Below are 14730 nucleotides of genomic sequence, written 5' to 3'. Positions count from 1 at the left end.
CAGGGAGACCAGCAATGGGCTACCAACAAGGTTTGAGCGGCTTGGCCGCGTCGTCGAACGACCTCGACGTGATCGGCAACAACATTGCCAACGCGAACACGACCGGCTTCAAGGAAAGCACGGCGCAGTTCGCGGACGTCTTCGCAAACACGATCGCGACGACCGTCAGCAACCAGATCGGCCTCGGCACGCGGCTCGCCGCCGTGCAGCAGGATTTCTCGCAGGGCACGATCAACACGACCGGCCAGGCGCTGAACGTCGCCATCAACGGCACGGGCTTTTACCAGATGAACAACAACGGCACGTTGACGTACTCGCGTGACGGCGTGTTCCAGCTCGACAAGAACGGCTACATCACCGACGCGCAGGGCCTCAAGCTGATGGGCTACGCGGCCGGCTCGAGCGGCGTGATCAACACGGCGCAGACGGTGCCCATCCAGGTGCCGACGACGAACATCGCCCCGATCGCGACCACGAACATCACGGCGCAGCTGAACCTGAACTCGCAGGACACGGTGCCCACGGTCACGCCGTTCTCGGCAAGCAACGCGTCGACCTACAACTACTCGACGTCGATCCAGGTCTACGACTCGCTCGGCGGCTCGCAGCAGGTCAACATGTATTACGTGAAGACGGGCTCGGGCGCGTGGGACGTCTACGCGGGCACGAGCGGCTCGGTGGCCAAGATCGGCGGCGTCACGTTCGACTCGTCGGGCAATCTCTCGACCACGACGTCAGCCGGCGGCACGGGCATGTCGAGCTCGGGCACGGGCCTGCTCACGTTCCCGATCACGAACTCGGACGGCAGCGCCTCGCCCCAGTCGCTCACGCTGAACATGACCGGCACGACGCAGTACGGCAGCAAGGACGGCGTGAACAGCCTCGCTCAGGACGGCTACGCGAGCGGGCAGCTGACGAACTTCTCGATTGCCGCGGACGGCACGATCACGGGCAACTACTCGAACGGCAAGTCGCAGGCGCTCGGCCAGATCGTGCTCGCGAACTTCTCGAACCCGAACGGCCTGCAGAACCTGGGCGGCAATCAGTTCGCCGAAACGTCGGCCTCGGGCGTGCCCCAGATCTCCTCGCCGGGCTCGACGAACCACGGCACGCTGCAAGGCGGCGCGCTGGAGCAGTCGAACGTCGACCTGACGAACCAGCTCGTGAACCTGATCACCGCGCAGCGCAACTACCAGGCGAACGCGCAGACGATCAAGACGCAGCAGACGGTCGATCAGGCGATCATCAACCTGTAAGCCCCTGCATCGACAGACCTCATCGGACTTAGCGAGTCATGGACCGACTGATCTACACCGCGATGACGGGCGCGAGCCAGGCGCTCGAACAGCAGTCCGTCGTCGCCAACAACCTGGCGAACGTATCGACGACGGGCTTTCGGGCGCAGCTCGCGGCCTATCGCGCGGTGCCGATGAACTTCGGCGACGGCACGAACATCAACCCGGATACGCCGCGCACGTTCGTGCTGTCGTCGACGCCGGGAGCCGACTACGCACCGGGCGCGATTTCGCAGACGGGCAACCCGCTCGACGTCGCGCTGCAGGGCGCGGGCTGGCTGACCGTGCAGACGGCCGACGGCAACGAGGCCTATACCCGCGCCGGCAATCTGCACGTCGATCAGAACGGCCAGCTCGTCACGGCGGGCAATCTGCCCGTCATCGGCAACGGCGGCCCGATTGCGGTTCCGCCCGGCGCGGAAGTATCGATCGGCAAGGACGGCACGATCTCGGCACTCACGCCCGGCGATCCGCCGACCGCGGTTGCGGTGCTCGATCAGCTCAAGCTCGTGAATCCGGCGCCCGCCTCGCTCACGCGCGGCGACGACGGCCTCTTCCGGACGAGCGACGGCCAGCCGGCCGACGCGGATCCGACCGTGACCGTGACCTCGGGCGCGCTCGAAAGCAGCAACGTGAACGCGGTTTCGGCCATGGTCGCGATGATCACCAACGCGCGGCAGTTCCAGATGCAGACCAAGCTGCTTCAGACCGCCGATCAGAACGAGCAGTCGGCCAACCAACTGCTGAACTTCAGCTGAGCGGCGCGCCTCGCGTGAGGCAAGTCGATATTTTTTAAGGAAGTCTTACCGTGAACCGTTCCCTCTATATCGCAGCCACGGGCATGAACGCCCAGCAGGCCCAGATGGACGTGATCTCGAACAACCTGTCGAACGTCAGCACCAACGGCTTCAAGGGCTCGCGTGCGGTGTTCCAGGACCTGATCTATCAAACGCTGCGCCAGCCGGGCGCCAACTCGACGCAGGAAACCGAGCTGCCCTCCGGCAGCCAGATCGGTACCGGCGTGGAGCAGGTCGCCACCGAGCGCCTGTACACCCAGGGCGCGCTGCAGCAAACGGGCAACTCGAAGGATCTCGCCATCAACGGCGCGGGCTTCTTCCAGGTGCAAATGCCCGACGGTACGACGGCTTATACGCGCGACGGCTCGTTCCAGACGAATTCGCAGGGCCAGCTCGTCACCTCGAGCGGCTATCAGGTGATGCCGGCGATCACGATCCCGCAAAACGCGACCTCGCTCACGATCGGCACCGACGGTACCGTGAGCATCAAGGTGGCCGGCTCGACGGCGAACCAGACGATCGGCACGATTCAGCTCGCCACGTTCATCAACCCGGCCGGTCTCGAATCGAAGGGGCAGAACCTGCTCGTCGAAACGCAGTCGTCGGGTGCGCCGAACGTCACGACCCCGGGCCTGAACGGCGCCGGCACGCTCAACCAGGGCTATGTCGAGGCTTCGAACGTGAACGTCGTGCAGGAGCTCGTGAATATGATCCAGACGCAGCGCGCGTACGAGATCAATAGCAAGGCGGTCCAGACCTCGGACCAGATGTTGCAGACCTTGAGCCAGATGTCGGTTTAAGGGCGCAGCAGGTTTTCTGAAGAGACAGGCGGTAGACGAAGATGTCGCAAACAAGCCCCATCCCCTTTCGCATGCGCACGTTGCGGCGCGCGCTCTCGCTGATTCACGCGGGTGCGCTTGCCGGCGTGCTCTCGGGCACGTTCGCCGGCTGCGCGTACGTGGAGCAGCGGCAGCCGATCACGCAGCAGCCGATGACGGCCATGCCGCCGGCGCCGGTGGCGCCGCAGCCGACGGGGTCGATCTACTCCGCCGGCTTCGCAGGCCGGCCGCTCTTCGAAGACCAGCGTCCGCGCAACGTCGGCGACATCCTCACGATCGTCATTCAGGAAAACATCAACGCGACGAAATCGTCGCAGGCGGGTGCCGGCCGCAACGGCTCCACGACCATGTCCGTGCCCACGGCGGGCTTTCTGGGCGGCCTCTTCAACAAGGTCAATCTCGACGCCTCGGGTGGCAACACGTTCAAAGGCACGGGCGGCGCGAACGCGTCGAACTCGTTCAACGGCACGATCACCGTCACGGTCACCAACGTGCTGCCGAACGGCAACCTCGTGGTGAGCGGCGAAAAACAGATGCTCATCAACCAGGGCAACGAGTTCGTGCGCTTCTCGGGCGTCGTCAACCCGAACACCGTGGCGGGCGACAACAGCGTGTTCTCGACGCGCGTGGCCGATGCCCGGATCTCATACTCGTCCAAGGGCTACATCAACGAGGCCGAGACGATGGGCTGGTTGCAACGATTCTTCCTGAACATCGCGCCGTGGTAACTATGAGCACGTTCGTTTCTCCGCACGGCCGCGCCCGCATGACGCTGCGCCGCCTGCTCGCATCCCTGATCGTTCCCGCGCTGCTCGCGCTCGCCGTCGCGCCCGCGGCCCAGGCCGAGCGCCTGAAGGATCTCGTGCAATTCCAGGGCGTGCGCGACAACCCGCTCATCGGCTATGGCCTCGTCGTCGGTCTCGACGGCACGGGCGACCAGACGATGCAAACGCCTTTCACGACGCAAACGCTCACGAACATGCTGGCGAACCTCGGCATTTCGCTGAACAGCACGACGGGCGCGTCGCAGTCGAACATGCAGTTGAAAAACGTGGCGGCCGTGATGGTGACGGCCACGCTGCCGCCGTTCGCGCGGCCCGGCGAGGCGATCGACATCACCGTTTCGTCGCTCGGCAATGCCAAGAGCCTGCGCGGCGGCACGCTGCTGCTCACGCCGCTCAAGGGCGCCGATGGTCAGGTCTACGCGCTGGCCCAGGGCAACGTCGCGATCGGCGGCGCCGGTGCGAGCGCCAATGGCAGCAAGGTACAGATCAACCAGCTCGCGGCCGGCCGCATCACGGGCGGCGCGATCGTCGAGCGCGCGGTGCCGACGCAGGTGTCGCAGGCCGGCACGCTGCAAATGGAACTGAACGACATGGACTACGACACGACGCAGCGCATCGTGGCGGCGGTCAACAACATGTTCGGCAGCGGCACGGCCGTGCCGCTCGACGGCCGGACGATCCAGGTGCGCGCGCCGACCGACGTCTCTCAGCAGGTCGCGTTCATGGCCCAGCTTCAGAACATCGATGTCAAACCGGCTCAGGCGCCGGCCCGGGTGGTGCTGAACGCGCGTACCGGATCGATCGTCATGAACCAGATGGTCACGCTGCAAAACTGCGCGGTGGCGCACGGCAACCTCTCGGTGGTCGTCAACACGCAGACGGCGGTCAGCCAGCCGGGTGCGTTCTCGAACGGCACGACAGTGGCCACGCCGCAGTCGCAGATTCAGCTCAAGCAGGACAACGGCGCGCTCAAGCTCGTCACGGCCGGCGCGAATCTGGCGGAAGTGGTGAAGGCGCTCAACGCGCTCGGCGCGACGCCGGCGGATCTGATGTCGATCCTGCAGGCGATGAAGGCTGCGGGCGCATTGCGCGCGGACCTGGAAATCATTTAAGGCCCATGCCGGTTCGGCGAGGTTAGGAGATCACTCATGGCATTGGACTCGAAAATGGCAAACGTGGGCGGGGGGGCCGATCTCTCGCAGCGCTTCGCGCTTGACGTACAAGGTTTCGACGCCTTGCGCGCGCAGGCGGCGAGCGCCCCGCAGCAAAGCCTGAAAACGGCCGCGAAGCAGTTCGATGCCGTGTTCATCCAGATGATGCTCAAGAGCATGCGCGAGGCCACGCCTCAGGAAGGCCCGCTCGACTCGCGCGACACCGCGCAGTTCACGTCGATGCTCGATTCCCAGCTCTCGCAGCAGATGTCCTCGAAGGGCATCGGCATCGCGAACGCGCTGATCACGCAGCTTTCGCGTAACGCGGGATTCGGCGGCGCGGGCGGGGCCTCGGGGGCTGCCGGTTCGCTCGGCTCGATGGGCGCGATGGGGGCACTCGGCGGCGACGCCCCGACCGGCAACGAAGGCAACACGGCCATGATGAGCGCGCTCGCGCGCGCTTATTCGAACGCCGCGGCCAACGGCTCGCTGTCGAAGGAGCCGGTCGGCTACTCCGCGGCCAGCGCGCTCACGCCGCCGCTGCGCGGCAACGGCTCGTCTTCGAAGGTCGACGCTTTCGTGGAGAAAATGGCGGGCCCGGCGCAGGCCGCGAGCGAGGCCACCGGCATCCCGGCGCGCTTCATCATCGGTCAGGCCGCGCTCGAATCGGGCTGGGGCAAGGGCGAGATCAAGACCGCGAACGGCGCGCCGAGCCACAACGTATTCGGCATCAAGGCGACGAAGGACTGGACCGGCAAGACGGTTTCCACCCTGACGACCGAGTACGTCAACGGCCGCCCGCAGAAGGTGGTCGAGAAATTCCGCGCATACGACTCGTACGAAGAGGCGATGACCGACTACGCGAACCTGCTGCGCAACAACCCGCGCTACGCGTCGGTCGTCAACTCGTCGCGCGATGCGGCGAGTTTCGCGCACGGTATGCAGCGGGCCGGCTATGCGACCGATCCGCACTACGCGAAGAAACTGATTTCGATCATGCAGCAGATGGTTTGATGCACGATCGGCTCACGGGGAGCGCATAAGCGCGACGGGGCCAGAGGGCGGCGGCACGAAGCCGCGGCCCGGAAAGACGGCAGGCCGGCTGTCGCGAGATGGCCGGCCGAAGCCGCGACATATCGGCATGGGCGGCACGACGCTCGATGCCCTGGCGGCAAGCCCGCCGAACCGGCAAGCCCGGACGGCCCGAGCCGACGCAGGCCGACCCCTTCGGCCGCAAGTCCGGGCGCAATACGCCAAAAAGCCGTCCACAGGCGACGCCAAATGCGGATTGCGAGCCGATCTCGACGCGACAGTGCAAAATAGCGTTCGATCCGACAAAAAATTCCGTCATTGCCTCTAAACTTTGCGCGTTTGATGCCGCTAATCAGACACGTCCCTTTTCGGACCGCGTAAGCGTTCCGAAAGCATGCGCGTCTTCGCCCCGAGGGCACGACGCGCGCCACGCATACGGCAAGCCCATGGATACGAATCAGTCGAACGGCTCGACAGGGGAAGCGGTCGATTCCGCTCTCGATTTCGGCCGTCGCAATCCGCTCGAGATCGGCGTTCAGCTGCGCAATCTGGCCAATCGCGGCGATTTCCTGACCGTTCAGTACAAGAGCGGCCAACTCGTCACGCGCATCCTCGATGTGGATGTGCGAGAGCGCACGTTCGTTTTCGACTGGGGCGCGCTCGCCGAGCAGAACCGGGGCGTGCTCGCCTCGCCCGACTGCACGTTCAAGGCGGCACCCGAAGGGGTGCGCGTCGAGTTCTCGACGGCCACGCCGACCGAAACCCGCTTCGAAGGCCTCGCCGCGTTCGAGGCGCCGTTCCCCGAAGTGCTCTACTACGTGCAGCGCCGCGAGTACTTCCGCGTGGATGCGCCCCTGCTCGATCCGTACTTCTGCCGTGGCGTGCTGCCCGAGGGCGAAACGTTCCGCTTCGAAATCCATGACTTGTCGCTCGGCGGCATCGGTCTGCGCACGAACGACGAGCGCGTCGTCGACCTGCCGATGGGCGTCGCGCTGCCCGACGTGGAACTGCACCTGAACGGCCATGGCTCGCTCTCGGTCGATCTCGAACTCGTTTCGATGCGCGCGACGGATCTGCCGAACGGCGGCCGGCGCTTCCAGCTCGGCATGCGTTTCATGTCGCTGCCCGGCAGCGCCGAAAACACGTTGCAGCGGCTCATCACCCAGCTCGAGATGAAGCGGCGCTCGCTCGTGCGGGCGTAAAAGGGCAACAACGAGGGAAACAAGGACGGAGACGAAGGGCGAGCCGGGGCGACTGCGGACGACCCAGGGACGCCTCTGGCGGCCGAGGGGATCGCGTCGGCCGAGAGCACGCCCTGCGGCACGCCGGCCGCAATCGATGGAACAGCGCCCGCTTTTCCCCGCTTTTCCTTCGTTTCTTACGCGCTGTTACCCTTAAATTTCAGTCTGCCCCGCCGTTATACATGTGTTCCCTCAACGCGGCGGCGGCGCTTTGCCCGTCGCCCTTCAGGAAGAAGCATGTCCAACAACATCTTCAGCGTCGGCCTTTCGGGGCTGGCAGCGGCTCAGTGGGGCCTGCAGATCGCAGGCAACAACATCAGCAACGCCTCGACCACCGGCTATACGGTGGAAAACGCGGTATACGCCGAGTCGAGCGGCCAGTACACCGGATCGGGCTACCTCGGCGGCGGCGTGACGACGGTCACCGTGCTGCGCAACTACAGCCAGTATTTGGCCACGCAGCTCAACACCGCCACCTCCACGAACAGCGGGCTGTCGACCAACTACTCGATGACCGCACAGTTGAACAACCTCGTCGGCAGCCCGACGGCCGGCATTTCGACGGCGATCACGGCCTATTTCACGGGCCTGCAGAACGTCGCGAACGGGCCGACCAATCTGGCCACGCGCCAAAGCGCCATGAGCGCCGCGCAAACGCTTGCGAGCCAGCTCTCGTCGGCGGGTGCGCAGTACGACCAGTTGCGCCAGTCGATCAACAGCCAACTGACGACGGCCGTCAACCAGGTCAACCAGTACAGCAAGACGATTGCCGATCTGAATCAGCAGATCGCGAGCGCGAGCGCTCAGGGGCAGCCGCCGAACCAACTGCTCGATCAACGCGATCAGGCCGTGGCCGATCTCTCGAAGCTCGTCGGCGTCAACGTCGTACAGGGCTCCGAAGGTTATAGCGTCTTCCTGAGCAGCGGCCAGCCGCTCGTCGTCGCGAACCAGAACTTCGAGCTTGGCACGAAAGTGTCGGGGGGCGATCCGAGCGAACTCGACGTGACCTACAACGGCATGCCCGGCACGCCGAGCACGACCACGCAGTACCTTTCGGAGTCGGTGCTCTCGGACGGCACCATCGGTGGCCTGCTCGCCTTCCGCAGCCAGACCCTCGACCCGGCCGAAGCGCAGCTCGGCGCGATCGCCACGAGCTTCTCGGCGCAGGTCAACGCGCAAAACGCGCTCGGTCTCGATCTGTCGGGCAGCGTCGGCGGCAACCTCTTCAACGTGGCTTCGCCGACCGTCTACTCGAACCTCGCCAATACCGGCAGCGGCGCGCTCACGGCCGCCTTTGCCAACCCGGCGCAGCCGACCGCGGGCGACTACACGCTGTCGTACAACGGCACGGCCTATACGCTGACCGACAACGCGACGGGCTCTGTGATCGGCACGGCGGCCTCGATCGCCTCGACGGGCACGACCATCGGCGGGCTGACGCTCTCCTTGTCGGGCACGATGAACACGGGCGATTCGTTCACGATCCTGCCGACGCGCGGCGCGCTCAATTCGTTCTCGCTCGCCACCACGGACGCCTCCGACATCGCGGCGGCCTCGCCGGTGCTCGTCTCGGCAACGGCCTCGAACACGGGTGGCGCCACGGTGACGCAAGGAACGGTGGCGGCCGGCTACACGCTGCCCGCCACGCCGCTCACGCTCACATATAGCGGCGGCCAGCTCACGGGCTTCCCGGCCGGCGCGAGCGTCTCGGTGAACGGTGCGGCCGCGACGACGGGCACGTCTTTCCCGTACGCGTCGGGCAACACCTACACCTACAACGGCATGACCTTCACGGTGAGCGGTTCGCCGAACAACGGCGATACGTTCACGATCGCGAAGAATACGGGCACCGACGACGGTCGCAACGCGCTTGCCATGTCGAAGCTCATCTCGCAGCAGACGCTCGGCAACGGCACGGCAACGCTCACGGGCGCCTACGCGAACTACGTGAACAATGTCGGCAACGCGGCGAGCCAGCTGAAGGCCACGAGCACGGCACAAACCGCGCTCGTCAAGCAGATCACCGAATCGCAGCAATCGGTATCGGGCGTGAACCTCGACGAAGAGGCGGGCAATCTGCTCAAGTACCAGCAGCTCTACCAGGCGAACAGCAAGGTCATCCAGACGGCCCAGTCGATGTTCCAGACCCTGATGGGCATCTTCTAACCAGGTGCAAGCAATGCGTATTTCCACCGCACAGTTTTACACGCAGGGTGTCCAGACGATGGGCAACCAGCAAAGTCAGCTCAACGACCTGTACCAGCAGATCTCGACGGGCCAGTTGATGCAAACGCCGGGCGACAATCCGCTTTATGCGGCGCAGGCGGTGCAGTTGACGATGACGACGGCGACCATCTCGCAGTACCAGACGAATCAGACCTCGGCGCTCTCCTCGTTGCAGCTCGAGGATCAGACGTTGAGCAGCGTGACGAACGTCATGCAGAGCATCAACTCGCTGGTCGTGCGCGCGGGCGACGGTACGCTGCAGGACTCGGACCGCGCGGCGATCGCCAAGACCATTCAGGGCTATCGCGACGAACTGCTCACGCTCGCGAACTCGAGCGACAGCGCCGGGAACTACCTGTTCTCGGGCTTCGAGGCCACGACGCAGCCGTTTACGAACAACGGCTCGGGCGGCGTGAACTACATGGGCGACGGCGGCAGCCGCCTCGTCCAGGTGGCCGACACGCGCCAGGTGGCGACGAACGACAACGGCGCGGCAGTGTTTCTCGCGGTGCCCGCCATCGGCACGTCGGCGGTCGCGGCGGGCTCGGCGAGCAACACGGGTACCGGCACGATCTCGCGTCCGACCGTGACCGACGCATCGGTCGCGACGAACAGCGACCGCTACACGATCACGTTCGGCGGCACCTCGGCGGCGCCGACCTACACGGTTACCGACAACACGCTCGGCACGACCACGGCCGCGACGGCGTTTTCGACGGATACGCCGATCGCGCTCGGCAGCGGCATGACGCTTTCGGTCAAGGGCGCGCCGGCGCCGGGCGACACGTTCACGGTCACGCCGGCGACGGACTCGGCGAACAGCGGCGTCTTCTCGACGATCGACTCGATCATCGGCGCGTTGCAGACGCCGGCCGACAACAACCCGACGGCGAAGGCGTCGCTCACGAACGAACTGGCGGCCGGCCTCACGCGCTTTTCGAACTCGATGACGGCCGTGACGGTGGTACAGGCCTCGGTGGGCGGCCGCGAGCAGGAACTGCAGGCGCTGCAGACCACGACGCAGAACAACGCCCTGCAAGCGAAAAACGACCTGTCGAACGTCACGAGTGTGGACATGGTGGCGGCGGTCAGCCAGTTCTCGCTCGCGCAGACGGTGCTGCAAGCGGCGCAGCAGAGCTTTTTGAAGGTTCAGTCGATGTCGCTCTTCCAGTACATGAGCTGAGCCAGCGACGATGCGGCGGTGGCTGCATCGTCCGATAGAAGTCCGATACCACGAAACGGCCGGGACAGTTTTTACTGCCCCGGCCGTTTCCTTTTTCGACGCGGCGATTGCGCGTGCTCGCGCGATTGCCGCATCCCACCCGGCGTCGTCAGCGCAGGCCGCCGGCGATGCGCCCCATTTCGTCGACGCCGAGGTCGAACAGGTGCGAGAAGAACGGAATCATGTTGGGCAGCATGAGCTGCAGCAGCAGCATGCCTACGAGCAGCGTGATCGAAAAGCCGATCTGAAAGATGCCGATCTGCGGCGCGGCACGATTGAGGATGCCGAGCGACAGGTTGGCGATGAGCAGCGCGACGACCACCGGCAGCGCGAGCAGCAACCCCGCCGAAAACACGGCGCCTCCCCATTGCACGAGCGTGCGCAAACCGGTCGGCCCGAGCAGGCTCGCACTGATCGGCACGGCGTCGAACGAGGCGACGAGCGCGCTCACGACCTGCAGATGACCGTCGAGCGTGAGAAAGGCGATCATCGCGATCGTGTTCAGGTAGCGCGAGATCACGACGTTGCTCGCATTCGACATCGGGTCGAAGAACGTGGCGAAGCCGAGGCCCATCTGCAGGCCGACCAGCGAGCCGGCCATCTCGACGGCCGCGAAGACGAGCTGCATCGTGAAGCCCAGCGCCGCGCCGATGAGCAACTGGTTGGCCATGATCCACACACCGTTGCCCGAGAACACGGTGGCGTCGGGCATCGGGCCGAGCGTGGGGGCGACGATGAGCGTCATGAACGCCGCCAGGCCGACCTTTACGCGCGCGGGCACGGACGTATGGCCGAACGCGGGCGCGGCCGCGACGAGCGCGGCAATCCGCGCGAACGGCCAGAGAAAGGCGGTGAGCCAGGCGTTGAGCTGAGCGTAGGTGACGGTGAACATCGCGGCTCACCGGGGCATGGCATTCGAGGCTGCGCGGCGCTCGTTCATCCCGCCATCGACGGAATGCTCGTGAGCATCTGCCGGAAGTAGTCGAGCGTGATCGACAGCATCCACGGCCCGGCGATCACGAGCGTGACGGCGACGGCGACGAGCTTGGGGATGAACGAGAGCGTCGCCTCGTTGATCTGCGTGGCGGCCTGAAAAAAGCTCACGAGCAGGCCGACCACGAGCGAGACGATGAGCGGCGGCGCGGTGAGCAGCAGTGCGACGTACATCGCGCGGTGCGCGAGCGTGAGAACGGATTCCGGCGTCATGACAAGCGATTCCTCGGTACGGCTCAGGTGAAGCTCTGCGCGAGCGAGCCGATCAGCAACTGCCACCCGTCGACGAGGACGAACAGCATCAATTTGAACGGCAACGAAATCGTCACCGGCGAAACCATCATCATCCCCATCGACATCAGCACGCTCGCCACGACCATGTCGATGATCAGAAACGGAATGAAGATCGTGAACCCGATCTGAAAGCCCGTCTTGAGCTCGCTCGTGACGAAAGCCGGCACGAGCAGCGAAAGCGGCACGTCTTCAGGGCCTTGCATCGCCGGTGCATGCGAGATCTTGGCGAAGAGCGCGAGATCGGACTCGCGCGTCTGCCGCAGCATGAACGTCTTGAACGGCGCCACACCGCGCTGCACGGCCGTCTCCATCGGGATCGAGCCGTCCGAAAACGGCTTGTAGCCGTCCTGGTAGGCGCGGTCGAGCACGGGCGACATGACGAACAGCGTCAGAAAGAGCGCGAGGCCGACGAGCACCTGGTTCGGCGGCGTGGTCGAGGTGCCGAGCGCCTGGCGCAGCAGCGAGAGCACGATGACGATGCGCGTGAAGCTCGTCATCATCAGCACCATCGCCGGCAGGAACGACAGCATCGTGAGCAGCAGCATCGTCTGCAGGCTCAGCGAGTACGTCGTGCCGCCGTTCGGGCCGGGGCTCGTGGTGAAGGCCGGCAGGCCCGCCGCCTGGGCGAACGCCTGTGTCGGCGGGAAGATGAGGATCAGAGAAAGCAGTGGGAGCGCGGGCGCAACGATTCGCGCGAGCCGCGCGAGACGGCACAACGACATTTACTTGCCTCCGCCCGAAGGCCGGGAAAAACGCTTTTTCGCTTCGTCCCCGAGTGCGGCCCGAAAGCGCGAGCCGAAGCTCGTTTGACGCGATGCCGCATCGGGGCCGCCGGGGCCTTCGCCGTCCGGCGCGTCGCCGCTGTGGGCCCGGGCTGCGTTGAGCGCGTCGACAGCGCCCGCCGGCAGCGTGTGCAGCAGCCGAACGTTGCCGGGGGCGGCGCCGAGCACGAGCCAGGTGTCGCCGATCTCGACCACGGCCACGCGCTCCTTGCCGCCGAGCGAGACGCCGCCGATCGTGCGCACGACGTTGCCGCGGCTGGACGGCTGCAGCCCGAAGCGGCGGGCGAGCCAGGCGCACGCGAATACGAGCCCGATCACGATGGCGAGGCCGAGGACCGTTTGCAGCACCGCGCCGATACCGAGCGACGGCACCGCCGTTCCGGCCGCCACGCCCGACGCGGTGCGCGCGGCGTTGTTGATGGCGTTCAGATCGGCGGCGAACGTGTCGAGCGGCTCGGCGACGAGCGCCAGCCCCATTGCCACCGCCGCCGGAAACGGCGGAATGACAGCGGGGAGCCGGCGCGGGATCGATTTCATCGATTGAGCTTCCGAATGCGCTCGGCCGGCGTGATGATGTCGGTCAAGCGGATACCGAACTTGTCGTTGACGACCACGACCTCGCCCTGGGCGATGAGGCAGCCGTTCACGAGCACGTCCATCGGCTCGCCGGCGAGGCCGTCGAGTTCGACCACCGAACCCTGTGCGAGTTGCAGCAGGTTGCGGATCGCGATCTTCGTGCGCCCGAGCTCCACCGTCATCTGGACGGGGATGTCCAGAATCATGTCGATGTCGTTGCGCGTGGTGGTCGGCTCGACCTTCGAGAGCGGCTGGAATACACCGGCGGCGGCCGAAGGCGTCGGATTCGAATTCTGCTCGGCGAGGGCGGAGGCCCAGTCGTCGAGGCTCGTCTCGTCATCGGCCGGGCCCTTGGCTGCGGCGGCCGCAGCGGCCGCCGCAGCCATTTGCGCTTCGACTTCCCGTGCGCCGTCGCCCGGCGTCGCGTTGAGGTCACTCATATCCACCTTCCTTCACAGTGTTGTCGGCCGCGCTAATCATCTTATGCACACGCAGCGCGTATTGACCATTGAAAATTCCGTAGCCGCATTCCATCACGGGTACGCCGTCCACCTTGGCGACGACCTGTTCGGGAATGTTGACCGGCAGCACGTCGCCCGCGCGCATGTTGAGGATGTCCTCGAACGTGATCGGGATCTCCGCGAGATCGGCCGTCAGGACGACCTCGGCCGACTGCACCTGCTGGGACAGCACGCGCACCCAGCGGCGGTCGACTTCGAGCGCCTCGCCCTGGATCGGCGACGAAAGCACGTCGCGGATCGGCTCGATCATCGAGTAGGGCATGCAGATGTGCAGCGTGCCGCCCGTCGCCCCGAACTCGATCGAGAACTGGGTGACGATGACGATTTCGTTCGGCGTTGCAACGTTGGCGAACTGCGTGTGCATTTCCGAGCGCATGAACTCGAACTGCAGCGGACGCACGCTCTTCCAGGCCGTCGTGTAATGCTCGAACACGAGGTTGAGCAGTTTGCCGATGATGCGCTGCTCGGTCGGCGTGAACTCGCGGCCCTCGACGCGCGTATGGAAACGCCCGTCGCCGCCGAACAGGTTGTCGACGACGAAAAAGACGAGGTTCGGATCGAACACGAACAGCGACGTGCCGCGCAGCGGCTTGATGTGCACGAGGTTCAGGTTCGTCGGAATCGGCAGATTCCGGGTGAACTCGCTGTACTTCTGCACTTTCACGGGCCCGACCGAGATCTCCGCCGTGCGCCGCATGAAGTTGAAGATGCCAATGCGCATGAAGCGCGCGAAACGCTCGTTGATGATTTCGAGGCCGGGCATCCGGCCGCGCACGATGCGTTCCTGGGTGGCGATGTTGTAGGGGCGAACGCTCGCCCTCTCGCCGTTTTCGGCGTTCGCATCGGATTCGCCGGTTACGCCCTTGAGGAGTGCATCGACTTCCTCTTGGGACATGAACTCTTCGTGGCCCATTCCTTTCCTCGTCCCTTGTTGCAGTTGGTGAGTTTCGGCTCAGGTTGCTCGGGTGGCCCCTGG

Annotated in this window: 15 protein-coding genes; 9 read left to right on the top strand and 6 right to left on the bottom strand. The window is 65.4% G+C overall.

The genetic code is table 11. The features are described from left to right. Positions 1-14 precede the first annotated feature (14 nt). The 9 genes from flgE (at position 15) to flgL (ending at position 10549) form a co-directional block, all read left to right on the top strand. Positions 15-1256: a flagellar hook protein FlgE gene (flgE, locus tag U0034_RS09105; RefSeq protein WP_085228574.1), complete on the top strand. Its 1242-nt coding sequence runs from the start codon at positions 15-17 to the stop codon at positions 1254-1256. A 38-nt stretch (positions 1257-1294) separates the two neighbouring features. Beyond that, positions 1295-2053: a flagellar basal-body rod protein FlgF gene (flgF, locus tag U0034_RS09100; RefSeq protein ID WP_085228575.1), complete on the top strand. Its 759-nt coding sequence runs from the start codon at positions 1295-1297 to the stop codon at positions 2051-2053. Positions 2054-2103: 50 nt separating this feature from the next. Beyond that, complete coding sequence (gene flgG / locus U0034_RS09095; protein WP_085228576.1) at positions 2104-2892, top strand: flagellar basal-body rod protein FlgG; 789 nt, start codon at positions 2104-2106, stop codon at positions 2890-2892. A gap of 71 nt (positions 2893-2963) precedes the next feature. After that, entirely contained in the window at positions 2964-3659 is a 696-nt protein-coding gene (locus U0034_RS09090) for a flagellar basal body L-ring protein FlgH (protein ID WP_085228577.1), read from the top strand. Between the two features lie 38 nt (positions 3660-3697). Next, positions 3698-4828 carry a flagellar basal body P-ring protein FlgI gene (locus U0034_RS09085; RefSeq protein WP_102622916.1) on the top strand — a complete coding sequence of 377 codons (1131 nt, stop codon included), beginning with the start codon at positions 3698-3700 and terminating at the stop codon, positions 4826-4828. 36 nt (positions 4829-4864) lie between these two features. Next, the gene (flgJ, locus tag U0034_RS09080; protein WP_233211869.1) at positions 4865-5881 is read left to right on the top strand and encodes a flagellar assembly peptidoglycan hydrolase FlgJ; all 1017 of its coding nucleotides are present in this window, start codon (positions 4865-4867) and stop codon (positions 5879-5881) included. Positions 5882-6345: 464 nt separating this feature from the next. Continuing rightward, entirely contained in the window at positions 6346-7101 is a 756-nt protein-coding gene (locus tag U0034_RS09075; RefSeq protein WP_085228579.1) for a flagellar brake protein, read from the top strand. A gap of 276 nt (positions 7102-7377) precedes the next feature. Further along, a complete protein-coding gene (gene flgK / locus U0034_RS09070) occupies positions 7378-9306 on the top strand; it encodes a flagellar hook-associated protein FlgK (RefSeq protein ID WP_085228580.1) in 1929 nt (642 codons plus the stop codon). Positions 9307-9319: 13 nt separating this feature from the next. Beyond that, positions 9320-10549 carry a flagellar hook-associated protein FlgL gene (flgL, locus tag U0034_RS09065; RefSeq protein WP_085228581.1) on the top strand — a complete coding sequence of 410 codons (1230 nt, stop codon included), beginning with the start codon at positions 9320-9322 and terminating at the stop codon, positions 10547-10549. Between the two features lie 148 nt (positions 10550-10697). Here the strand turns inward: flgL and fliR are convergent, their stop codons facing one another. From fliR to fliM, 6 genes are read right to left on the bottom strand one after another with little or no spacing between them, the layout of a single operon-like run. Then, a complete protein-coding gene (gene fliR / locus U0034_RS09060) occupies positions 10698-11480 on the bottom strand; it encodes a flagellar biosynthetic protein FliR (RefSeq protein ID WP_085228582.1) in 783 nt (260 codons plus the stop codon). 44 nt (positions 11481-11524) lie between these two features. After that, positions 11525-11794, bottom strand: a complete 270-nt coding sequence (gene fliQ, locus U0034_RS09055) for a flagellar biosynthesis protein FliQ (RefSeq protein ID WP_085228583.1) — start codon at positions 11792-11794, stop codon at positions 11525-11527. Positions 11795-11817: 23 nt separating this feature from the next. Continuing rightward, the gene (gene fliP / locus U0034_RS09050) at positions 11818-12597 is read right to left on the bottom strand and encodes a flagellar type III secretion system pore protein FliP (protein WP_085228584.1); all 780 of its coding nucleotides are present in this window, start codon (positions 12595-12597) and stop codon (positions 11818-11820) included. Beyond that, positions 12598-13194 (bottom strand): flagellar biosynthetic protein FliO, encoded by a 597-nt coding sequence (gene fliO / locus U0034_RS09045; protein WP_085228585.1) that lies wholly within the window; start codon positions 13192-13194, stop codon positions 12598-12600. After that, positions 13191-13673 (bottom strand): flagellar motor switch protein FliN, encoded by a 483-nt coding sequence (fliN, locus tag U0034_RS09040; RefSeq protein WP_085228586.1) that lies wholly within the window; start codon positions 13671-13673, stop codon positions 13191-13193. The genes fliO and fliN overlap by 4 nt, the downstream gene beginning before the upstream one ends. Next, positions 13666-14667, bottom strand: a complete 1002-nt coding sequence (gene fliM / locus U0034_RS09035) for a flagellar motor switch protein FliM (RefSeq protein WP_085228587.1) — start codon at positions 14665-14667, stop codon at positions 13666-13668. Before fliM ends, fliN begins: the two co-directional genes overlap by 8 nt. Positions 14668-14730: the final 63 nt, after the last annotated feature.

This window comes from Trinickia caryophylli, from assembly GCF_034424545.1.
Taxonomy (GTDB): domain Bacteria; phylum Pseudomonadota; class Gammaproteobacteria; order Burkholderiales; family Burkholderiaceae; genus Trinickia; species Trinickia caryophylli.
Note: the sequence above shows the minus strand (reverse complement) of the source record. Positions and strands in the feature narration are given on the sequence as shown.